17 protein-coding genes are annotated in these 20895 nt (G+C 65.9%); 5 read left to right on the forward strand and 12 right to left on the reverse strand.

Translation table 11 applies throughout. From position 1 onward, the window contains the following. Window positions 1-287 precede the first annotated feature (287 nt). The 3 genes from BHE01S_RS03255 to BHE01S_RS03265 are packed head-to-tail and all read left to right on the forward strand — an operon-like array spanning window position 288 to window position 4040. Window positions 288-2540 carry a TonB-dependent receptor gene (locus BHE01S_RS03255; protein ID WP_042260486.1) on the forward strand — a complete coding sequence of 751 codons (2253 nt, stop codon included), beginning with the start codon at window positions 288-290 and terminating at the stop codon, window positions 2538-2540. 10 nt (window positions 2541-2550) lie between these two features. Continuing rightward, the gene (locus BHE01S_RS03260; protein WP_042260488.1) at window positions 2551-3360 is read left to right on the forward strand and encodes a tetratricopeptide repeat protein; all 810 of its coding nucleotides are present in this window, start codon (window positions 2551-2553) and stop codon (window positions 3358-3360) included. Continuing rightward, complete coding sequence (locus BHE01S_RS03265) at window positions 3357-4040, forward strand: Fe2+-dependent dioxygenase (protein ID WP_042260489.1); 684 nt, start codon at window positions 3357-3359, stop codon at window positions 4038-4040. The genes BHE01S_RS03260 and BHE01S_RS03265 overlap by 4 nt, the downstream gene beginning before the upstream one ends. 82 nt (window positions 4041-4122) lie before the next feature. Here BHE01S_RS03265 and BHE01S_RS03270 read toward each other — a convergent pair whose 3' ends face one another. The 4 genes from BHE01S_RS03270 to BHE01S_RS03285 all read right to left on the reverse strand — a co-directional run bounded on the left by BHE01S_RS03270 (window position 4123) and on the right by BHE01S_RS03285 (window position 8903). Continuing rightward, on the reverse strand, window positions 4123-4974 hold the full coding sequence (locus BHE01S_RS03270) for a 3-hydroxybutyryl-CoA dehydrogenase (RefSeq protein ID WP_042260491.1): 852 nt from the start codon (window positions 4972-4974) through the stop codon (window positions 4123-4125). A gap of 34 nt (window positions 4975-5008) precedes the next feature. Beyond that, on the reverse strand, window positions 5009-6196 hold the full coding sequence (gene bktB, locus BHE01S_RS03275) for a beta-ketothiolase BktB (protein ID WP_042260493.1): 1188 nt from the start codon (window positions 6194-6196) through the stop codon (window positions 5009-5011). Between the two features lie 303 nt (window positions 6197-6499). Continuing rightward, a complete protein-coding gene (locus tag BHE01S_RS03280) occupies window positions 6500-8065 on the reverse strand; it encodes an alpha/beta hydrolase (RefSeq protein ID WP_042260495.1) in 1566 nt (521 codons plus the stop codon). A gap of 91 nt (window positions 8066-8156) precedes the next feature. Further along, on the reverse strand, window positions 8157-8903 hold the full coding sequence (locus BHE01S_RS03285; protein ID WP_042260497.1) for a carbonic anhydrase family protein: 747 nt from the start codon (window positions 8901-8903) through the stop codon (window positions 8157-8159). A 214-nt stretch (window positions 8904-9117) separates the two neighbouring features. Between BHE01S_RS03285 and BHE01S_RS03290 the strand changes: the two genes are divergently transcribed. Next, entirely contained in the window at window positions 9118-10824 is a 1707-nt protein-coding gene (locus tag BHE01S_RS03290; RefSeq protein WP_042260498.1) for a site-specific integrase, read from the forward strand. Between the two features lie 108 nt (window positions 10825-10932). Then, entirely contained in the window at window positions 10933-12168 is a 1236-nt protein-coding gene (gene chrA, locus BHE01S_RS03295) for a chromate efflux transporter (RefSeq protein WP_042260500.1), read from the forward strand. Between the two features lie 46 nt (window positions 12169-12214). On the opposite strand, the gene BHE01S_RS03300 is transcribed toward chrA, so the two are convergent. The 8 genes from BHE01S_RS03300 to mtnK form a co-directional block, all read right to left on the reverse strand. Continuing rightward, a complete protein-coding gene (locus BHE01S_RS03300) occupies window positions 12215-12832 on the reverse strand; it encodes a DAK2 domain-containing protein (protein WP_042260502.1) in 618 nt (205 codons plus the stop codon). Further along, entirely contained in the window at window positions 12829-13857 is a 1029-nt protein-coding gene (locus BHE01S_RS03305) for a dihydroxyacetone kinase subunit DhaK (protein ID WP_084068517.1), read from the reverse strand. Before BHE01S_RS03305 ends, BHE01S_RS03300 begins: the two co-directional genes overlap by 4 nt. Before the next feature lie 57 nt (window positions 13858-13914). Continuing rightward, window positions 13915-14919 (reverse strand): ABC transporter permease, encoded by a 1005-nt coding sequence (locus BHE01S_RS03310; RefSeq protein WP_042260506.1) that lies wholly within the window; start codon window positions 14917-14919, stop codon window positions 13915-13917. Next, window positions 14916-16457 (reverse strand): sugar ABC transporter ATP-binding protein, encoded by a 1542-nt coding sequence (locus tag BHE01S_RS03315; protein WP_157025109.1) that lies wholly within the window; start codon window positions 16455-16457, stop codon window positions 14916-14918. The genes BHE01S_RS03310 and BHE01S_RS03315 overlap by 4 nt, the downstream gene beginning before the upstream one ends. An 80-nt stretch (window positions 16458-16537) precedes the next feature. Next, window positions 16538-17653 (reverse strand): sugar ABC transporter substrate-binding protein, encoded by a 1116-nt coding sequence (locus BHE01S_RS03320; RefSeq protein ID WP_042260512.1) that lies wholly within the window; start codon window positions 17651-17653, stop codon window positions 16538-16540. 126 nt (window positions 17654-17779) lie between these two features. Then, window positions 17780-18415, reverse strand: a complete 636-nt coding sequence (locus tag BHE01S_RS03325; protein WP_042260764.1) for a class II aldolase/adducin family protein — start codon at window positions 18413-18415, stop codon at window positions 17780-17782. Window positions 18416-18486: 71 nt separating this feature from the next. Further along, window positions 18487-19563 carry an S-methyl-5-thioribose-1-phosphate isomerase gene (gene mtnA / locus BHE01S_RS03330; RefSeq protein ID WP_042260766.1) on the reverse strand — a complete coding sequence of 359 codons (1077 nt, stop codon included), beginning with the start codon at window positions 19561-19563 and terminating at the stop codon, window positions 18487-18489. Window positions 19564-19623: 60 nt separating this feature from the next. Continuing rightward, the gene (gene mtnK, locus BHE01S_RS03335) at window positions 19624-20883 is read right to left on the reverse strand and encodes an S-methyl-5-thioribose kinase (RefSeq protein ID WP_042260513.1); all 1260 of its coding nucleotides are present in this window, start codon (window positions 20881-20883) and stop codon (window positions 19624-19626) included. Window positions 20884-20895: the final 12 nt, after the last annotated feature.

The raw sequence follows: 20895 nt of genomic DNA on the forward strand, positions 1-20895 counted from the left end.
TTGCCCTGAGCCTGATCGCGCGCTTGCTGGCCGCATGCGGCGACTTTTGACCTAAATCAAAAACCATCTTCGTTGCCGATTGCCGGCTCATTTCCCGCCAATCCACGCCCCGCCGCCAATCCGCCGTCCCGACCTCACCCGTTTCGCCCTGATCGACACTAATAAGAATGCTTCTCAATTACAAAAGAACCTGGTAGCATGCATTGAAATACTTTTGTAATAACCGCGAAACGATATGGAAAGGCTTGCGCCGCACCGTCCAGCGCGGATCACCACGAGGAAACGGAATGAAGTCGCGCATCGACGAACCCAAGCTCGGCAAACTCGGCACCACGCTGTGGAGCGTCCTGGCCACCAGCCCCGCCTTCGCCCAGACCGCCGGCACCGCGCCGCCGCCCTCCGACGGCGAAGGCCAGCTGACGCCGATCCAGATTTCCGGCCAGGCCGAACGCGGCTTCAAGACCGGCCATTCGTCCGACATCAGGTTCACCGCGCCGCTGATCGACACGCCGAAGTCGGTCTCGGTGATCCCCCAGGAACTGATCGAAAGCATCGGCGCCGCCACGATGACCGAGGCGCTGCGCACGGTGCCCGGCGTCACGTTCGGCGCGGGTGAAGGCGGCAACCCGCTCGGCGACCGCCCGTTCCTGCGCGGCTACGACACGCAAGGCAGCCTGTTCGTGGACGGCATGCGCGACATTGGCGCGACCACGCGCGAAGTGTTCAACACCGAACGCATCGAGGTGGTCAAGGGCGCCGACGGCGCGCTCGGTGGACGCGGCGGCCCCGGCGGCAGCATCGACATCACGAGCAAAGCGCCTCACCTCGGCAACCGCGCGGAAGGCAACGTCGGACTCGGCACCGACAGCTACCGCCGCTTCACCGCCGACGGCAACTGGCAGTTCGCGGACCACGCCGCATTCCGCCTGAACCTGCTGAGCCACAACAACGACGTGGCCGGCCGCGACGCGGTGAACAACACGCGCTGGGGCATCGCGCCGTCGATCGCGTTCGGCCTCGGCACGCCCACACGCGTGACCGCAAGCTACTACCACCTGAACACCGACGACCTGCCCGACAGCGGCATCCCGTATTTCTATACGACGGGCAACAAGCCGGCGGGCGTGAGCACGCTCTACCCGGCGGACGTCGACCGCCACAACTTCTACGGCCTCGTCGACCGCGATTTCCGCAAGACGCAGTCCGATATCGGCACGCTGCGCATCGAACACGACATCACGCCGGCGCTGACGATCCGCAACACGACGCGCTACACGAAGGCAAGCCAGGACTACATCTGGACCCAGCCCGACGACAGCCAGGGCAACGTCGCGAACGGCATGGTGTGGCGTCGCGCCAATACCCGCGCGAGCGACGTGTGGAGCATCGCGAACCAGACCGATCTGTACGGCGAATTTCGCACCGGCTTCCTGAAGCACAGCTTCGCGACCGGTCTCGAACTGTCGCGCGAGCGTTCGGCAAACGACGCATACACGGTCGCGGCCGCGAGCGGCGCGATCTGCCGCACCGCCGGCATCGGCGCGCCGTCCGGCTACAACTGCACGAGCCTGTGGAGCCCGAATCCGAACGATCCGTGGGCCGGCACGATCCGCCGCAACAACGACCCGAGCCGTCAGCGCACGACGACGAAGGCGCTGTACGTGTTCGACACGATCGAGATCACGCCGCGCTGGCTCGTGAACGCCGGCCTGCGCGTCGACGACTACTCGACGCGCTTCACGAACACCGCCGCGAGCGGCGGCACGCAGATCACCCGCAATGACACGCTGTTCAACTACCAGTTCGGCCTCGTGTTCAAGCCGGCGGCCAACGGCAGCGTGTACGCGTCGATCGCGACGTCGTCGACGCCGGCCGGCGCACTGCTCGGCCAGGGCAGCGAAACGCAGTCGCTGACGCCGGGCCGCGGCGGCGTCGGCGTGAACGCGGACCAGCTCGGGCCGGAGAAGAACCGCAGCATCGAAATCGGCACGAAGTGGAACGTGCTGGACAACCGCCTGTCGCTCACCGGCGCGCTGTTCCAGATCGACACGACGAATGCGCGCGTCACGCTGCCGAACAACGAATACGCGATGGTCGGCAGCAAGCGCGTGCAGGGTCTCGAACTCGGCGTGTCCGGCCGGCTGACGAACCAGTGGCAGATGTTCGGCGGCTACACGTACCTGCACAGCGAGCTGCGCGACAACGGCAAGACCACGACCGACAACGGCCACGAATTCCCGAACACGCCGCGCAACAGCCTGAGCCTGTGGTCGACCTACGACGTGCTGCCGCAATTCACGGTAGGCGGCGGCGCGTTCTACATGTCCCAGGTGTTCGGCGATACGGCGAACGTGCATGCGGTGCCGTCGTACTGGCGCTTCGACGCGACCGCCCGGTATCGGGTCAACAAGTATCTCGACGTGCAGTTGAACGTGCAGAACCTGTTCAACCGCCGGTACTTCGACCAGGCGTATCCGACCCACTACGCGTCGATCGCGCCGGGACGCTCCGCGTTCGTCACGATGACCGCGCGTTATTGAGGACTCCGCGATGCACGACCCGAAGCATCGCGACGACGACGTGCCGCTGCATGAGCGTGTGCCGTTGCGCGCGCTCGCGTCGGTGTCCGCGGACGCGATCGCGGCGATCCTCGCCGGCCCGCCCGAACGGGCCGCCGCGTGGGTCGCGGCGGCCGCGCACAACGGCATCGTCGACGCGCAGACCGTGTACGGCCAGTACCTGCTCGACGGACATGGCGTCGAACGCGACCCGCAGGCCGCGTTCACGTGGTTCCGTCACGCGGCGCGACGCGATCATCCGATGGCGATGAACATGCTCGGCCGCTGCTACGAGAACGGCTGGGGCACCGCGCCGTGCGCGGAAGTCGCCGTCTACTGGTATCGGCTCGCCGCGCGCGCGGGGCTCGACTGGGGCATGTACAACTACGCGTCCGCGCTCGCGCTCGGCCGCGGCATCGAGCCGGACCGGACCGAGGCGCTCGACTGGTTCCGGCGCGCCGCCGCGCTCGGTCACGCGAAGTCGCTGAACTTCATCGGCAGCTTCCACGAAGACGGCTGGGTGGTCGAAGCCGACGCATCGGCCGCGTGCGGCTACTACCGGCAGGCCGCCGAAGGCGGCGACTTCCGCGGGCAATTCAACTACGCGCGGATGCTCGCGGCGCGCGGCGAGATCGACGACGCGCTCCAATGGCTCGCGCGCGTGCCGCGCACCGCAACGCCGGCGTTCATCGCTCAGGTGCGCTCGTGGCTCACGAACTCGCCGGTCGACGCGTTGCGCCGCTTCGCGTCCGTGCTGCCGCGCGCGGACGTTCACACAGACAGAGGGAGAACCACGACATGATGTTGCCTATACCGCAGGTGCTGACCCGCGAGCAGGTCGCGCAGTGCCGCGACGCGCTCGACGGCGCGCAGTGGATCGACGGCGGCGTGACGGCCGGCGTCCAGTCCGCGCAGGTCAAGCGCAACCAGCAGTTGCCCGAAGGCTCGCCGGTCGCGCGCGCGGTCGGCGGCGCGATCCAGGACGCGCTCGCGCGCAACGCGGCGTTCTTCTCGGCCGCGCTGCCGCTCAAGGTCTATCCGCCGCTCTTCAACCGCTACGCGGGCGGTGACGGCTTCGGCCTGCACGTCGACAACGCGATCCGGCTGCTGCGCGGCAGCGACTTCCGCATCCGCAGCGACCTGTCCGCGACGCTGTTCTTCACCGATCCCGACACCTACGACGGCGGCGAGCTGTGTGTCGAAGACACGTATGGCACACATCGCGTGAAGCTGCCGGCCGGCGACATGGTGCTGTACCCATCGTCGAGCCTGCATCATGTGACGCCGGTCACGCGCGGCGTGCGCGTCGCGTCGTTCTTCTGGATCCAGAGCATGGTCCGCGACGAAACCGAGCGGCGGCTGCTCTATCACCTCGACAACGACGTGCAGCGTCTTTCAGCCGAACGCGGCTCGAACGATCCGACCGTCGTGAGCCTCACCGGCCACTATCACAACCTGCTGCGCCGCTGGGCCGACGCGTGAGCCGCGCAAAAATTCGCGCACTGCAAACTCCGAGGTCCCGCACGCACGCTGCGATCAACGGACCCCGCCCATCGCCGTTCCCCTAGCCGTAACGGTAGACGCCGTGCCCAGTCTTCCGGCCAAGGCGCCCGGCGGCCACCAGTTCACGAAGCAGCGGGCACGCGCGGTATTTCGAATCGCCAAAGTCCTTGTAAAAGACATCCATGACCGAAAGCACCACGTCGAGTCCAACGAGGTCGGCAAGCGCCAGCGGCCCAATCGGCTGATTCGCGCCAAGACGCATGCCGGTATCGATATCCTCGGCCGGCGCGACGCCTTCGGCGAGCAGGAAGAAAGCCTCGTTGATCATCGGCACGAGAATGCGGTTGACCACGAAGCCCGGCGAATTGCGCACGCTGATCGGCGACTTGCCGAGCCGCAACGTCAATTCGTGGACGGCCTCCGCTGCGGCGCTACCGGTTTCGAGGCCCCGGATGATTTCGACGAGCGGCATCAGGGGCACCGGATTGAAGAAGTGCATGCCGACGAAGCGCGACGGGTCGGAGAGCGCGGAGCCAAGCGCGGTGATCGAGATCGAGGACGTATTGGAAGCGAGAATGGCGTCAGGACGCGCAACCGCTTCGATCTGTTTCAAGATGCGCAGCTTGAGATCGGGGTTTTCGGTGGCGGCTTCGATAATCAGCCCGGCAGCACCGAGGCGCTGATAATCCATGGTGGTCTCGATGCGCGCGAGCGCGGCATCGCTCGCCTTCGCGTCCAGCTTGTCTTTCGCGATGAGCCGATCGAGACTTCCCTTCAGCGCGGCGAGACCTCTATCGAGCGCGGCTTCGCTGACGTCGACCACGATCACGCGCAGGCCGGCGAGCGCGGCGACCTGCGCGATGCCGGAACCCATCGTCCCGGCGCCCACGATTCCCAATGTTTCGATTTGCATGGCTTGATGTGGCGCGCCCGAAGGCGCAGCCGATTTACTGGACGTTTTCGAAAATGGCGGCGATCCCCTGCCCGCCCCCAATGCACATCGTGACGAGCGCATAACGGCCACCCATGCGCTTGAGTTCGTACAGCGCCTTCACGGTAATCAGTGCGCCGGTCGCGCCAATCGGATGGCCGAGCGAAATACCCGAGCCATTGGGGTTCACCTTTTCCGGGTCCAGGTTCAGTTCCTGCGTGACCGCGCATGCCTGAGCGGCGAATGCCTCGTTCGACTCGATCACATCGAGGTCCGCGACGGACAGTCCCGCGCGCTGCAAGGCAAGACGCGTAGCCGGCACCGGGCCGATGCCCATGTAAAGCGGATCGACGCCCGCGTGTGCGTATGCCACGAGTTTCGCCATCGGCGCGAGGCCACGCGCCTTAGCCGCTTCGCGCGACATCAGCAGGACGGCCGCGCCCGCGTCGTTGATGCCGGAAGCGTTGCCCGCCGTGACCGTACCGTTCTCCTTCGCGAATACGGGCTTGAGCTTTGCGAAGTCGTCGATCGTTGCATCGTGGCGCAAATGTTCGTCGGTGTCGAAGACGGTCTCGCGCCCTTTCACCGTGCGTTTGACCGGCACGATCTGGCTGGCGAACCGGCCCTCGGCGATCGCTCGCGCTGCGCGACGATGCGATTCGAGCGCGAGATTGTCCTGACGCTCGCGCGTGATGCCGTAGCGACCGGCGACATTTTCGGCCGTCACGCCCATCGGCACCGTGTGGAAAGGATCGTTTAGCGCGCCCAGCATCATGTCGATGAGGCGCGTGTCGCCCATGCGTGCGCCGAAGCGGGCCTCGGTCGTGATGTACGGCGCGCGGCTCATGTTCTCGGCGCCCGCGCCGATCGCCACGTCGGCGTCGCCGAGCAGAATGGTCTGCGCGGCGGAAACGATCGCCTGCAGGCCCGAACCGCACAGCCGGTTGACGTTGAAAGCAGGCGTCGATTCGGGAATGCCGGCGTTGACTGCAGCGACGCGAGAAAGGTAAAAATCCCGCGGCTCGGTGGCGATTACATTGCCGAACACCACATGCCCCACGTCCTTTGCCTCGACGTGGCTTCGCGCGAGCAGTTCGCGCAGGACGATTGAACCGAGTTCGGTTGGCGGCACGTCTTTCAGGCTGCCGCCAAATTTGCCGATCGCGGTCCGCACACCGCCCACCACCACAACTTCCCTGCTCATATGGATTCCTTAGTTATCTGTTTGCCGCCTGTGAAGCGCCGGCGCAGCCCGTTTCCGTGCCTGGTCCCCGACCTGACCAGGCAATACCCGGAGCGCGCCGTGGCAATCCTAGCGCCAACTGGCGTGGCACAGACTGATCAAACAGGCCGATATACTGACAAAACTGGCCATATCATGCCGTCCATGGCGGCCGGTCCGACCTCGGAGCATGCGTAGATCGTGGCGCTAGCAGGCAGCGAATTGTCGGACTTCTGTAAGCAACGCGGCTTATGTGGAGATGGCAAGTCGACCTGCACGCGGCATCTAAGGCTCATCGGCCCCAACCTGGTCGAGGGCATTCACATCATCGGAAAAATCGTCAGGCTGCCCCGCGGCGGTTTCATGAGTGCGCGGCGGAGACTTCACGACCGGCGGCGGCATTGCGCCCATGCCTTCATCGATACGTTGCAGCAAATAAGGAAAGAACGGATTCGACGCGATGCGAAACATCGAATCGAGCGTCAGAATCAGGGTGCCGCGCTCGCCGCGCGGCGCAAGCGTGCCGAGGTGCTCGTTGAAGTTTTCCGAATCGTCCGGCGCGATGCCGTACAGCGGGTCCGTAATCGGGAACGGAATCGCGACGTGCGATAAGGAGAAGATTTCCTGCGGATAATCGATATCCAGGGGTTGGATTCTCGTCTGCACCTCACCCGCGTAGGTGCTGCGCTCGACGGTATGCGCCGAGTCCGGCGAGGCGTTGCCGATCACCGTCGTGCGATAGTTCTGCGGGCCGATGCGCAGCAGCCGCGAAATCGCCGTGGAGGAAGCGACGCGCAGGAAAGTCCTGAATCGCACACTGCGGTTCACGTCGAATAACACCACTTCACTGCCGTTCTCGGGAAGCTTGTCATAGAGCGACGACATGATCGCCGGCGTGCTGACCGTGAAGTCGGTCACGGACTGGAAGGTCAGGATCGGCGGCAGCGTGTCGAGACGGTTCTCACGCTCGAGCCTCGCCATTTGCTCCTGAATCGCGGCGGTCAGGAGGTACGATTGACGCGCGCCATTCACCGGGAACGAGTTGTATTTGAACGGATTGAATTCCGGAATGATGCCAAGCCATGCGGCACGCGCGAACGCCGGCAATATCGCCGGCAATCCGGCGAGGCCCGCAAAGCGCGCGTAGCGCGTCACGCCTATCATCGGGGAAATCAGCACCAGCCGGCTCGGGCGCGTGAGCGCGGGATTCTCGATCGCGTCGAGCGCGTATTGCAATGCCAGCGCTCCGCCGTTGGAGAAGCCCACCAGTTCCAACGGCTTGCCCGGCCCCACACGCCGGCGCGCTTCCCGGATGGCGAGCCGGGTGGCTGCAGCCCACTCCTGCCAGTGCACGTTTGCCAGCCCGGCCGGCACGGTACCGTGCCCCGGCAAGCGGATGCCGATGGCGACGAAGCCGCGATCGCGATAGTGGCGCGCGATGTGACGCAAACTGAACGGCGAATCCGTCATGCCATGCAACAGCACCACGGCGCCAACTGGCGGACCCTGCGGTTCGAGAACGTATGAACGGTTCCAGTCTTGCGCGAAGTGCCCCGGATAGATCGGCGCGCCTTCGTAGTACCGGTTCGTCGGGATGCGCTCGGCCGGCTTCAATTTCTCGACGACGTTGACGCGAACCGCCTCGAAAATGCGCGCTTCCGCATTCATGTAGGCGTTCCAGTCCCCCGCATCCATTTCCTCGACCGTCATTTCGCGCGGCACATAGGTGTGCCAGACCGCGAGATCCGGGCTGCGCTGCGAATACCAGGCGCGCAGACCGAATGCGAGTATCACCAGCAGGACCGCAACCCATGCACCTATCTTAATTACCTTCAGTGAGGTGCGTAACATTGTCGTTCTCTTTCGTTATTGATATCCGCGAATCAGAAAATGCACGCACCTCGCCATAACCATGCATCGCTTGCGAACTGGCTTCGAATGCTCACAGGAACGTGAGCTTGCCGTTTCGAACATCGTACATCGAGCCTACCATCTTCACGTTCCCCTTATTTTCCAGATCGGACAGAATCGGACTCCCACTGCGGATAGCCGCGATCGCACCCTGAACATTCGATCGCGCCACGGCGTCGACAAATTCATCGTTTTTACTCGATCGCTCTCCGGAATATTGCGTTGCGGCGATCGCCGGCTGGATCTTCTGAAGCAATCCCGTCAAATTTCCCATTTGCACGTTGTCGATCGCCCCTTTTATCGCCCCGCATGCGGTATGACCCATCACCAGGATCACTTTCGCACCCGCAACCGCACAGGCAAACTCCATGCTGCCGAGCATGTCCTGGTTTGCGATGTTTCCCGCGATTCTGGCATTGAAGGTATCGCCGATTCCCATATCCAGAATGATCTCGGCTGGCGCGCGCGAGTCGATACAACTGAGGACGATGGCTGCCGGGTATTGGCCGCTGGCGCTCGCTCTCTTCTGCGCGAGAAAGTCCTGCTTTTTCATCTTGCCGGTGCGAAAGCGTTCGTTGCCGGCTTTCATCATGCCGACGATCTGATCGGGAGTCAGCGCATTGCGCTGCGATTCGGACAACGCCGCGGCCTGTGTCTCGCCCACGGCGAACGGCGTGCCTGCAACGAGCGTCGCCACGCTTATGCCAGCCTTGATCCATCTGCGTCTTCCGCCATCCGCCGGGTCGTCGGGAACGTCAATCGCCGTGTTTGCAGACATTGGAATCTCCCTTATTCACGAAGCTCGAACCTTGACTCGGAGAAAGATCTCGATCGACGTTCGCTAACGACCTCAGATCGGCGTGAAGGCAATGTGAAGACGGTCAGCCAGAGTATAGGCGGTGCGAGAAATCGTGACGGTTGGCTGCGCCATTTAGCCATAAAGATAAGGCTTCTTATCACAAGATACCAATCTTTACGCTAAACTTCGTCACATGAAAACGCGCCACGCACCTCTTCCCGCCTCCCATCCCGCCGAGCCTGCCGGTTTCCCCGATGCCGACGAACTCGCCATGCTGCGCGCGTGGTATGCAGGCCTCGCCGTGCGGCCCGCCGTCGAGCGCTATCTCCCCTCTGCACTCGGCGACGGGAAATCGGCGCGTGGCGTGCTCGGGCGCATCCGGCGCAGGCTCATTGGCCTCGCGCGCGCAGCGCATCGCGACGATCTGGCGGTGCTGCTCGAGCATCCGGTAGCGGAACGGGAGCGGCACGCCAAGGCTGTCGCGCAGGCAATCGACAGCCTGCGTAACGCCCGGCCTCCCGAACCCCAGATCGCCGACGACATCGCACAGTGGTTCACCCCGCGCGCCGCGCGGGTGCTGCACGCGCACGGCATCGCCACGCTCGCCGACCTGACCGTGCGTATCCCGCGCCGCCGGCAGTGGTGGAAAGCGGTGCCGGGACTCGGTGTAGCGAGCGCCCGCGCGATCGAGGCCTTCTTCGCGGCCTGGCCAGCACTGACGGAAAAGGCACGCGCGCTCATCGTGGCGAGCCAGCGCGGCGACATCGCACCGTGGGAGTCCCTGAAGCTGCCGCACGAGGTCGACGGCTCCGAAGGCACGTTCCGCGCACCACGCGCGACCTGCACGCTGGACGCGTCAAACGACTATGAAGCCGTTCAAACCTGGCTCGCGCTGCACGAGTCGCCCGCCACGCAGCGTACCTACCGGAAAGAAGCCGAACGCCTGATCCTCTGGGCGATCGTCGAGCGTGGCCGCGCGCTCTCGTCCCTCTCGACCGAGGACGCCATCGCCTACCGCGCGTTCCTGCGCCATCCCTCACCGCGCGGCCGCTGGGTCGGCCCCGTGCGGGCGCGCACGTCGCCGGACTGGCGGCCGTTCAACGGCAGCCTCTCGGCGCGTTCGGTCGCGCATGCGCTGTCGATCCTCGGCGCGCTGTTCCGCTGGCTCATCGAGCAGCGCTACGTGCTCGCCAATCCGTTTTCCGGCGTGAAAGTGCGCGGCGCAAGCGGCGCACAGGCGCTCGACACCTCGCACGCATTCAGCGAAGGAGAATGGGCGCTCGCGCGCACGATCGCAGACGGCCTGGAATGGTCGTACGGCTGGTCAGCGCCGGCGGCACAGCGGCTGCGCTTCCTGCTGGATTTCGCCTACGCAACCGGCCTGCGCGCGAGCGAGCTGGTCGGAGCCACGCTCGGCCACGTCGAGACGGATGCACGCGGCGATCACTGGCTGCGCGTGACGGGAAAGGGCAAGAAACTCGCGCGGGTCGCCTTGCCGCCGCTCGCGTGGGAAGCGCTCGCGCGCTATCTGGCCGAACGAGACCTGCCGGTCGTGCCCTTGCGCTGGAATCCGGCCACACCGGTCATCGGCAGTCTCGAGGCCGACAGCGACGCCGCGATCAGCAGCGCGCGTTTGTGGGGGGTGCTGCGGCGCTTCTTCCTGCTGGCCGCCGAGGTCATCGAGGCCGATCATGCGCCGCTTGCGGAGAAGCTGCGCCGCGCGAGTCCGCACTGGATGCGCCACACGCACGCCACGCATGCGCTCGGGCGCGGCGCGGAACTCACCATCGTGCGCGACAACCTGAGGCACGCGTCCGTCTCGACCACCTCGATCTATCTGCACAGCGACGAGGTCAAACGCGCCCGGCAAATCGCCGACGCATTCGCCAAGCCAAGGTGAGCGCGATCCATGCCGGATGAAAGCTTCCCGGAATGCGATCGTGCCAACCGATCGGGTATGATCGCGGCAGCATCGCGCGCCATTCGCATTCCTTACGACTGAATATCCATGGAAACAGATATGTCGACGTCACAGCCGGATCGTGCGGGCTCCGCGTATGAGGTCCTGCGCGTCTTTCTGAAGCTGGGGCTGACGTCGTTTGGCGGTCCCATTGCGCATATCGGCTACTTCCGTCGCGAGTTCGTCGAGCAGCGCCGCTGGCTCGACGACGAAACCTTCACCGATCTGGTCGGTCTCTGCCAGTTTCTCCCCGGTCCCGCCAGTAGCCAGACCGGTTTCTCGATCGGTCTGCTGCGCGCCGGCTGGCTGGGCGGGCTGGCAGCCTGGTGCGGCTTCACGTTGCCATCCGTTGCACTGCTGATCGCCTTTGCCGTTATCGCGCCTGAACTCGGCGGCCCCGTGGGAAGCGGGCTGATTCACGGTCTGAAACTCGTCGCCGTTGCCGTCGTAGCGCAAGCCGTCTGGGACATGGCACGCCGCCTGTGCCCCGACCACCGCCGCGCCGGCATTGCGCTCGTTGCCATCGTACTTCTCGCGGTCATGACGACGGCGTATGCGCAGCTGATTGTCATCGTGCTCGGCGCGGTGCTCGGTATCGTGCTGTGCCGGTCCACGAATGCGGGAGCCGTCGCCGGTGCGCGTCAGCATACGCAGGCGTTCCGCGTGTCGCGTGCCGCCGGTCTGTTCGCACTTGTCCTCTTTTGCGCGCTGCTTTTCGGGCTTCCGGCACTCGCCGCATTCGACACGACGCATACCGTGCGCGTGTTCGACGCCTTCTACCGCTCGGGCGCCCTCGTGTTCGGCGGCGGCCACGTGGTCCTGCCGTTGCTGCAGCGTGAGACCGTCGCGACGGGCTGGGTCTCGCCGAACGACTTTCTTGCGGGCTACGGCGCCGCCCAGGCCGTGCCCGGCCCGCTTTTCACGTTCGCCGCTTTCCTTGGATGGATCATGAGCGGCCCATCCAGTCATGCGCTGGGCGCCTTCGTGGCGCTGGCAGGCATCTTCTTGCCGGGCCTGCTTCTCGTGCTCGCCGCGCTGCCATACTGGCAAGCGCTTCGCGCTCATCCCTCCATGGCGGCCGTGCTGGCGGGCGTGAATGCCGCCGTGGTCGGGCTGCTTGCCGTGGCGCTCTATACGCCGGTGTGGACGAGCGCTGTCCAGTCACAGATCGACTTTGCGGTCGCGGCCATCGGCTTCTTGTTGCTCACGCGCTGGCAAGTGCCGCCGCTCGCTGTCGTCGTGCTTTCGGCGGCGGCCGGCGTGGCCGAGATGCTGTTTCGCTGAGCGGCAAAGCATTCCAGGGGCCGGCCGTTATGAATGTGAACAGGCCCTAGCCTCGCCAGGCTTGAAGAAACCTGAGCCAGGCCGTCGCGCCAGGATCGGCGTGCCCGATGCTGCGTTCCTGCACCCACGCCGCGCGCCCTTTCCTCGACTGCAACGCGGCGGTGGCCCGCACCTGTCGCTCTGCTGTGTCGATCATCGCGTCGAGGAGCGCACGCTCGTCGCCGCTGTCCGATCCTTCGAGCGTATCGAGACTCGGCACAAGGGCATCGAGCACCGTCTTGTCGCCGAGTTGCGTTTTGCCCCGCTCGGCAATGCGCGCGGCCACCGCGCGCCCCATGGCGAGCGCCTCGGCCCGGCCCGCAGCGTGAGCGCCCGCCACCGTCTTCGCAGCGGCGAGCAGGCCGCCGCCCACGAGCGCGCCGAACGTCGAAGGATTCGCCGTCGAAAACGCCTTGCCCATGGCGATCAGCACGTCGCCAAGCGCTGCGTCGGGAGGCAGCCTGGCGATGGCCTCGGCCGCAGCGAGCGAGCCCGCCTTCACGGTCACACCCAGGTCGCCGTCACCGAGCGCAGCGTCGAGTTCGCGCAGTTCTTCCGCGCTGGCAGGCATGGCATCCAGGGCGCCGGTGAGACGCGTCCTTATTTCGCTAACCGAAAGACTCATCGCGCACCTCTCTCGTCCACGCGCCATCCTTCGCGCCAGAACGGCGAGCGCACCGGCGCGTCGAGCAGTGTGTCGAGTTCCTCGTCGAGTTGCATCACGGAGATCGAGGCGCCCGCCATTTCGAGGCTCGTCACATACTCGCCCACATAGGCGCGCACCACGCGCAGCCCGGCGGCGGCAACGGCCTGCGCGGCGCGCCGGTACAGCAGATACAGCTCTTCGAGCGGCGTCGCGCCGAGCCCGTTGACGAGCAGCGCCACGCTCGAACCTGCCTTCGCCTGCAAGTCGCCCAGGATCGCACCCGCAAGCCGTTCGGCTATGGCATCCGCGCTCTCCAGTTCGCCGCGGTGCGTGCCCGGCTCGCCATGAATGCCGATGCCGATCTCCATCTCGCCATCGGGCAGCGTGAAGGTGGGCTTGCCTGCCGCCGGCAGGATCGTCGGCGAAAGGCCTACGCCCATCGTGCGCGTCGCGCCGTTCGCCTTCGCGGCGATGCGCGCGACTTCGTCGAGCGTGTCGCCGCGTTCGGCCGCCGCGCCCGCGCACTTGAAGCCGAACACCATGCCCGCCACGCCGCGGCGATCCGAAGCCCGCTCGGGCGGCGCGGAAGCGACGTCGTCGGCGACGAGCACCGTGCGGGTCTCGATGCCGTCCGCGTCGGCCAGGTCCGCGGCGAGATCGAAGTTGAAGACGTCGCCGCCGTAGTTCCCGTACAGGTAGAGCACGCCCGCGCCGCCGTGCACCGCCCTGGTGGCCTCGTAGATCTGCTCGGACGATGGCGACGAAAACACGTTGCCCACCGCCACGCCGCTCGCGAGCCCCTTGCCCACGTAGCCGAGAAACCCCGGCAGGTGCCCCGAGCCGCCGCCCGTCACGATGCCGACCTTGCCCTTGTTCGGCGCGTCGGCGCGCACGAGCGCGCGGCGGTCGGCAGTGACCGGCTTGAGCCAGCCCGGATGGGCGAGCAGCAAGGCGTCGATCATCTCGTCGACAAAATGATCAGGATGATTAATGATCTTTTTCACGTGTCGCGTCTCCAGTATCGGGTGCCTTCGCATCACCGCTCACATTGACTTCCGGGTTCAAAGCTTGCGCCGTTGGCTCAGGGCGTCGAGCAATACGGCCGCGAGAATCACGCCGCCCTGGATGAACTGTGTCCAGAACGGATTGACGCCAAGCAGCGAGAGCCCGACATTGATCACGCCGATGAGCACGACGCCAATGAATGTGCCGACGATCGAGCCGCGCCCGCCCGCAAGCGAGGTGCCGCCGATCACGACGCCCGCGATCACCTGCAGCTCCAGCCCGTTGGCCGCGGACGGCAATGCCGAATTGAGCCGCCCCGCGAGGACGATGCCTGCGATGGCAGCCGTCACGCCCGCGAACATATAGGTGAGAAAGATCACGCGGCTCACCGGAATGCCCGCGAGCCGCGCCGCTTCCTTGTTGCCGCCCACGGCGAACACCTGGTGGCCGAACTCGGTCTTGCGCAGCAACACATGGCCAGCGACGAACACGGCCAGCATCACGAGCATCGGTGCGGGCAGGCCCGCGAACGTCTTCGCGCCGAACGCGGTAAACACGGTGGGAAAGTCGAATTTCGTGCGCCCGTCCGAAATCGCGAGCGTGAGGCCGCGCCCCATGGCCATCATCGCGAGCGTGACGATGAACGGCACGAGCCGCAGCCACGCAATCCCGAAGCCGTTGAGCGCGCCCACCGCCGCGCCGGTGACGAGCGCGATGACAAGCCCCGCCACGCCCAGCCCGACCGCGTCCGGGCTCGCGCCGGCCATGACGGTCGCGGCCACCATGCCGCTCAGCGCGACGAGCGAGCCCACGGAAAGGTCGATGCCCGAGGTGATGATCACGAACGTGCCGCCCACTGCCGCGATGCCGACCACGGACACCTGCACCATGATGTTGGTGAGCGTGCCCGTCGTGAGGAATTCGGGCGACGCGAGCGAGAGCGCGACGCAGATGAGCACGAGCGCCGCGATGAGCGGCCCGAGGCCGCTGCGCAGCTGGCGCAGCACGCGCTGCTGCAGGGTTTGTGTTTCTTCACGCGGTCGAACCGTGGTGGACGTCATGCTGCAACTCCGGTGGTAGCCCATTGAATGATCGTCTCCGAGCTGGCGTGCTCGCGCGCGACTTCGCCGACGATGCTGCCGCGATACATCACGAGCACGCGGTCCGACATGCCAAGCAGTTCCGGCAACTCGGAGCTCACGAGCACGACGGCCGCGCCGGCGCGCGCCATCGCAACGATATGCGCATAGATCTCGGTCTTCGCGCCGACGTCGATGCCGCGCGTGGGCTCGTCGAGCAGGATCACGGCCGGCGACGTGGCGCTCGCGCGCCCGAGAATCACCTTCTGCTGATTGCCGCCCGAAAGATTGCCCGTGAGCGACGTGACCGAGGGCGCGCGCACCGCGAAACGTTCGACCGCCTCGCGCGCGAGCCGGCGCTTTCTCGCCGCGCTCACGAAGCCGCCGCGCACGAGCGCCCGCAAGCTCGAAAGCGCAACGTTCTCTTCGATGCTCGCGTCGAGCACGAGCCCCTCGAGCTTGCGGTCCTCGGCGGTATAAACAATGCCCGCGCGCATGCCTTGCGCGGGCGAGCGCAGCGCGAGCCTGCGCCCGCGCAGCCGCAGTTCGCCGCCGGTGAGCGGCAGCGCGCCGCATAATGTTTTCAGCAGCTCGGTACGTCCCGCGCCTGCAATGCCGCCGATGCCCACGATCTCGCCGGCCCGAATGCTGAAGCTGCCGTCGCGCAGCACGGGCGCGCTCGCCACGTTGCGCGCTTCCAGCACGACGTCGCCATAGGGCCGAGCCTCCCACGGATAGAACGAGTCGAGATTGCGCGCGACCATCGCCTGCACGAGCGCCGGTTCGTTCCATTCGGACATGGGCCGCGCACCGACCGTTGCGCCGTCGCGCATCACCACCGCCGAATCGGCCAGTTCGAATACCTCCTCGAGATGGTGCGAAATGAAGATGATGCCCATGCCCGCCGCACGCAGCCGCCGCACCACGGCGTAGAGATGCTCGATGTCGTGATGCTGGAGCGCAGCCGTGGGCTCGTCCATCACGAGAATGCGGGCGTCGCGCGCGAGCGCCTTGGCGACTTCCACGAGCTGGCGCTTGTTGAGCGGCAGATCGCCCAGGCGCATGGCGGGCGGCACACCTTCCAGCCCGACCTGGGCCAGCGCTTCGCGTGCCATGGCGTTCGCGCTGCGATGATCGACGAGGCCACGGCGCCGCGGCATGCGGCCGAGAAACAGGTTTTCGGCCACCGTCATGTCGTTGACGAGCGAAAGCTCCTGATAGATCACCGCCACGCCCGCATCGATCGCGGCCTGGGTGCCGCGCGCGAGGCGTACGCCGTCGATCTCGATCGTGCCCTCATCCGGCTCGTAAGCCCCGGAGAGCGTCTTGATGAGCGACGACTTGCCCGCGCCATTCTCGCCGACGATCGCCATCACGTGCCCCGCATGCAGTTCGAGGCTCACGCCTCGCAGTGCTTTCACGCCGGGAAAACTCTTGACGATGCCGTTCATGCGCAACAGCGGTGGCGCGCCGGTGCTGCCGCCGCCCGCGTGAGAGTACGCCTGCTGGGATACGTCCATGACCGAACCTGATTCGCGTTTCATCCGTTCATCCCGGGCGCCGGCGCACGCGTCGCGCGGCCGGCGCTTAAGACCGCCCGTCACTGCTTGACTTCGAGGGCCCACAGACCGTATTGCTTGACGCCGTCCGAATCGATGTTCGACTTGTCGATCAGATAGGTCGGCCACGCGTAGTTCGCGGGCACGTCCTTCTTCGCCTCGTAGTCGGTGATGAACGTCATCGCCTTGGCGGACATGCCGATGGGGTTCTGCGAGATCGTCGCGTCCTGCTTGCCCGCGCGGATCGCCGATAGCGCCTGCGCCGTGCCGTCCGCGCCGATCACCATGATGTGGCCGGGGTCCCCGAGCGGCTTGTAACGGCCCGCATTGTCGATGGCTTTTTCCGCGCCCACCGTGTTGTCGTCGTTCGCGCCGAATACCGCGTCGATCTGCGGATATTTCTGCAGGATGTTCGTCATCGCGTTGAGCGACTTCTCCTGATCGAAGCCGCCTTCCTGGCGCGCGACGACCTTGATATCGGGATACTTCGCGATCTCTTCCGAGAAGCCCTTCTCGCGATCGGTCGCCGCCGTGGTGCCGATCAGGCCGATCAGATCGACTACGTTGCCCCTGGGCGAGCCATAACGCTTGCTCAACTGGTCGGCGATCCACTTCGCGCCGGTGGCGCCGAGCGCTACGTTGTCCGAAGCGACGAACGAGGTCACCTTGCCGCCGTCCGAGCCCCGGTCGAGCATGAAGACCGGCACGTTCATCGAATTGGCCTTCTCGACCGCCGGAATGATCGCCTTCGAGTCGATCGGATTCAGCACGATCGCCTGCACGCCCTGGCTCAGCAGATTGAGCGTGTCGTTGACCTGCTGCTGCGCGTCGCCGTTCGCGTTCGTTTGCACGAGATCGAAGCCCTGCTTCTGCGCACCGCGCTCCACGCCGTTCTGCAGGCCGACGAAGAACGCGTTATTGAGCGTGGCGATCGAGAAGCCAACCTTGATCTTCGCGACTCCCGGCGCCGCTGCCGCCGCCTGCGCCGGCGCGCTCGCCGCGGCGGCGTCGGACGCAGCCGCCGTGGTCGAAGGCGACTCGCTCTTCGAGCAGCCTGCCAGCATTGCCGCGGCGGCGAACATCGTCACGCCGGCCGTGGCTCCCATGCGCGCACTGCGCGCCACCCATCTGTCGAACCCTGCTGAACTCCACGCCATCACCGTCTCCTGTTTTTGATCTGCTGGTTTTTGACTGACCTGCGAACCGCCAACCGACTGCGTAATTGTTCGTACCGCGTGTGCATCGCATTGCAACGACTGCCTGGACGCGCGAGCGGGCGCGTATTACTTGCGGGGGCCGTAGCCCTTGAACTTCTCGATGACTTCCTCCATTTGCGCGTCGGAAAGCAGCGGCGGCTCGCCGAGCTGGCAGGCCAGCAAATACTGCTTTGCGAGCACCTCCACTTCGTTCGCCAGCCACAGCGCGCGCGCGAGATCGCGTCCGAGCGCGATGACGCCGTGGTGCGCGAGCAGGCACGCGAGCCGCTCGCGTAGCGCTTCGAGCGCGTGATCGGAGAGCGCCTGGCTGCCGAAAGTGGCATACGGCGCGCAGCGAATCGAATTGCCACCCGCCGCGGCCACCATGTAGTGATGCGCGGGTATGCCGCGGCCATGAATCGCGAGCGCCGTCGCAGCCTGCGAATGCGTATGGACCACGGCGTTCACATCGGCGCGCGCACGCAGGATGTCGCGATGAAAACGCCACTCCGACGAGGGGCGCTGCGCTTCGAAGAGCGGATCGTCGTCGCGTACGTCGAGCGGCATCCAGACGATGCGCTCGCGCGCGAGCGCGGCGCTCGGCACGCCGCTCGGGGTAATCAGGAGTCCGTCATGCCAGCGTGCGCTGACGTTGCCCGACGTGCCCTGATTGATGCCGAGGCGCTCCATTTCGCGCGTGATATCGACGATCTGCTGACGCATTTCGGTTTCCGAACGCGCATCGCGCGCACGTTGCGCCGTCTCGCCCGCACGGCGGCCTTCGCTCGCGCCGCTCACGCTGCCGCTCCGGTCGCGAAAAGCGCTGCCAGACTCGCCTCGAACGGCGCACGCACGATGCCCCGCTCCGTCACGATGCCGGTAACGAGCGTATGCGGCGTGACATCGAACGCGGGGTTGCGCACCTGAATGCCCTCGGGTGCAGTGCGCTGCCCCGCGAGATGCGTCACCTCCGCCGCGCCGCGCTCCTCGATGACGATGTCCGCGCCGCTCGCGGTGCGCAGATCCAGCGTAGACGAAGGACACGCCACATAAAAGGGAATGCCGAAGTGCTTCGCCGCGATCGCCACGCCGAGCGTGCCGATCTTGTTCGCGACGTCGCCGTTCGCGGCCACGCGATCCGTGCCGACGATCACGAGATCGATGAGCCCCTGGGCCATCAGGGTCGGCGCCATGCTGTCGGTGATGAGCGTGACGTCGAGCCCGGCCTGCTGCAGTTCGTAAGCGGTGAGCCGCGCGCCTTGCAGGAGCGGCCGCGTTTCGTCTGCATAGACGCGAAAGGCCACGCCGTCGCGGTGCGCGCAATAGAGCGGCGCGGTTGCCGTGCCGATGCCCGCTGTGGCCAGCGCACCGGCATTGCAGTGCGTGAGCACGCCGCTGCCGGGCGCGATCAGCGTGCGCCCGGCTTCGCCGATGCGAGCGCACAGCTCGATATCCTCTTGATGAATGCGCTTCGCCTCGGCAACCAGCGCTTCGTAAAGCGCGGCACCCGTCGCGCCGGACTCGGCGCGTGCGTGCGAGAGCATGCGTTCGAGCGCCCAGCGCAAGTTGACGGCAGTGGGCCGTGCGCTGTCCAGAAAGGCGGCGTGCGCTTCGAGACGCGCGAGAAACGTATCGCGCGAATCGGTTGGCTCGTGCCGCATCGCCACACACAGGCCGTAGGCGGCCGCCACGCCAATCGCGGGGGCGCCGCGAACGCGCAGTTCGTGTATCGCGCGCCAGACCGCCTCGACGCTGTCCACGGCTTCGATCGCGCATTCGTGCGGCAACCGCGTCTGGTCGAGCAGATAAAGGGTGCCGTCGCGCCACTCGATGGTGGGCGGAAGACTCGATTGTTGCGCCTGCAACGTCATACGTTCTCCGTCGATGCCGGTTGTCCGGGCGCTGCCGCCCATGCGGCAGCCTGTATTCGATTATGCGGGTTCTGCGAGCACCTGTGCGGCTAGCGCCGTGACCGCCTCGATCGACGCCAGCTCGCGGCGCCTCACCAGCAGCGCTTCGGCGAGCTTCAGGCAGCGCACTTCCACCCGCGCGCGTACCGCGTCGTCCTTGATGCCCGTAATCTCCGCCACCTTCGCCATGCCGACGATGCGGCGGATCATCTTGCAGCCCGCAAAGCCGAGCGTGTCGGCGAAGAGCCGCCTGATGAAATTGTCGCGGAAGGCCTCCGCCGCGCGCGTGCCCGCCGGGCCGCCAATATAGGCGTGGCCGGTCTCGCGCTCGTGCTGCCGCCAGATCTGCCCGAACTTCTGCGCGAAGGCGTTCCACACAGCCTCCACCTGTTCGAGCAGCCAGCCCTGGTAGCCTGCCGGGTCGCGTCCCGCCTCGCGGTCGTGCCAGTCGCGCGCGTAACAGGCAAGCAGCAGGTTCGCAATGAACGCGCCCGTGTCGAAGCCCATTGGCCCATAGAACGCGAACTCGGGGTCGATGACATACGTCTCTTGCTCGTTCGCCATGATCGAGCCCGTATGCAGGTCGCCGTGCACGAGCGTTTCCGCATGGTTCATGAAGGCCCACTTCATCTCGCCTGCGGCGAGCCTCAGCGGCTCGTGCGTGCGCAGCCGTTCGATCGCAGCCGCGGGGAGCGCGGGGCTGTAGACATTCGAAGGATGATCTTCGAACGGAAATGTGAAGACCAGTTCCTCTGTAATCCTGCACAATTCCGTGTTGATGTCGCCGCCGACGGCCGCTTTCTTCGCATCCGGTGCGAGGTAGAGATCCGAGCCATGAAAGAGCGTGCGGGCGAGAAACGTGGAAATGTGATCGGCGAGCCGCGGGTACACGACGCCATCTGTCAACCCGCCGCGCAGCACGCGATGCGAATCGAGCCGCTGCATCACCATCAGGAACTTCTCGCTATCCGCGTGGAAAACGCTCGGCACGTGCTCCGGGCACAGTGCGCCGAAGCGGCGCAACGCCGCCACTTCGCGCTCCATGCGCTCGCGCGGCAAAGGCCACGCTTCGCCAACCAGCCGCAGGTACGGCGGCGCCTGCTTCACCACGACGCTCAGGCGCGGGTCGCGCGTGCTGCTCACGAAGTAGACGTAGTTCAGATTGCCGTCGCCCACTTCGACGACCCGCAACTCGCGGTCGCCGCCAAGCCTCGCGCAAACGGCCGGAATACCCAGCAGATAGTCGGTCAGTTCGGCAGAGCTGAAAGCTTCGAAGTGCATACGTCCTTCCTG

Origin of the sequence: Paraburkholderia heleia NBRC 101817 (assembly GCF_000739775.1) — a bacterium.
Classification (GTDB): Bacteria; Pseudomonadota; Gammaproteobacteria; order Burkholderiales; family Burkholderiaceae; genus Paraburkholderia; species Paraburkholderia heleia.

Bases quoted from the DNA above. Each gene is read 5' to 3' on its own strand.
- BHE01S_RS03280 (WP_042260495.1), bottom strand. From the start codon at position 8,065: ATGTTACGCACCTCACTGAAGGTAATTAAGATAGGTGCATGGGTTGCG.
- chrA (WP_042260500.1), top strand. From the start codon at position 10,933: ATGGAAACAGATATGTCGACGTCACAGCCGGATCGTGCGGGCTCCGCG.
- mtnK (WP_042260513.1), bottom strand. From the start codon at position 20,883: ATGCACTTCGAAGCTTTCAGCTCTGCCGAACTGACCGACTATCTGCTG.
- BHE01S_RS03290 (WP_042260498.1), top strand. From the start codon at position 9,118: ATGAAAACGCGCCACGCACCTCTTCCCGCCTCCCATCCCGCCGAGCCT.
- BHE01S_RS03260 (WP_042260488.1), top strand. From the start codon at position 2,551: ATGCACGACCCGAAGCATCGCGACGACGACGTGCCGCTGCATGAGCGT.
- BHE01S_RS03320 (WP_042260512.1), bottom strand. From the start codon at position 17,653: ATGGCGTGGAGTTCAGCAGGGTTCGACAGATGGGTGGCGCGCAGTGCG.
- BHE01S_RS03285 (WP_042260497.1), bottom strand. From the start codon at position 8,903: ATGTCTGCAAACACGGCGATTGACGTTCCCGACGACCCGGCGGATGGC.
- BHE01S_RS03315 (WP_157025109.1), bottom strand. From the start codon at position 16,457: ATGGACGTATCCCAGCAGGCGTACTCTCACGCGGGCGGCGGCAGCACC.
- BHE01S_RS03325 (WP_042260764.1), bottom strand. From the start codon at position 18,415: ATGCGTCAGCAGATCGTCGATATCACGCGCGAAATGGAGCGCCTCGGC.
- BHE01S_RS03310 (WP_042260506.1), bottom strand. From the start codon at position 14,919: ATGACGTCCACCACGGTTCGACCGCGTGAAGAAACACAAACCCTGCAG.
- BHE01S_RS03255 (WP_042260486.1), top strand. From the start codon at position 288: ATGAAGTCGCGCATCGACGAACCCAAGCTCGGCAAACTCGGCACCACG.
- BHE01S_RS03270 (WP_042260491.1), bottom strand. From the start codon at position 4,974: ATGCAAATCGAAACATTGGGAATCGTGGGCGCCGGGACGATGGGTTCC.
- mtnA (WP_042260766.1), bottom strand. From the start codon at position 19,563: ATGACGTTGCAGGCGCAACAATCGAGTCTTCCGCCCACCATCGAGTGG.
- bktB (WP_042260493.1), bottom strand. From the start codon at position 6,196: ATGAGCAGGGAAGTTGTGGTGGTGGGCGGTGTGCGGACCGCGATCGGC.
- BHE01S_RS03265 (WP_042260489.1), top strand. From the start codon at position 3,357: ATGATGTTGCCTATACCGCAGGTGCTGACCCGCGAGCAGGTCGCGCAG.
- BHE01S_RS03300 (WP_042260502.1), bottom strand. From the start codon at position 12,832: ATGAGTCTTTCGGTTAGCGAAATAAGGACGCGTCTCACCGGCGCCCTG.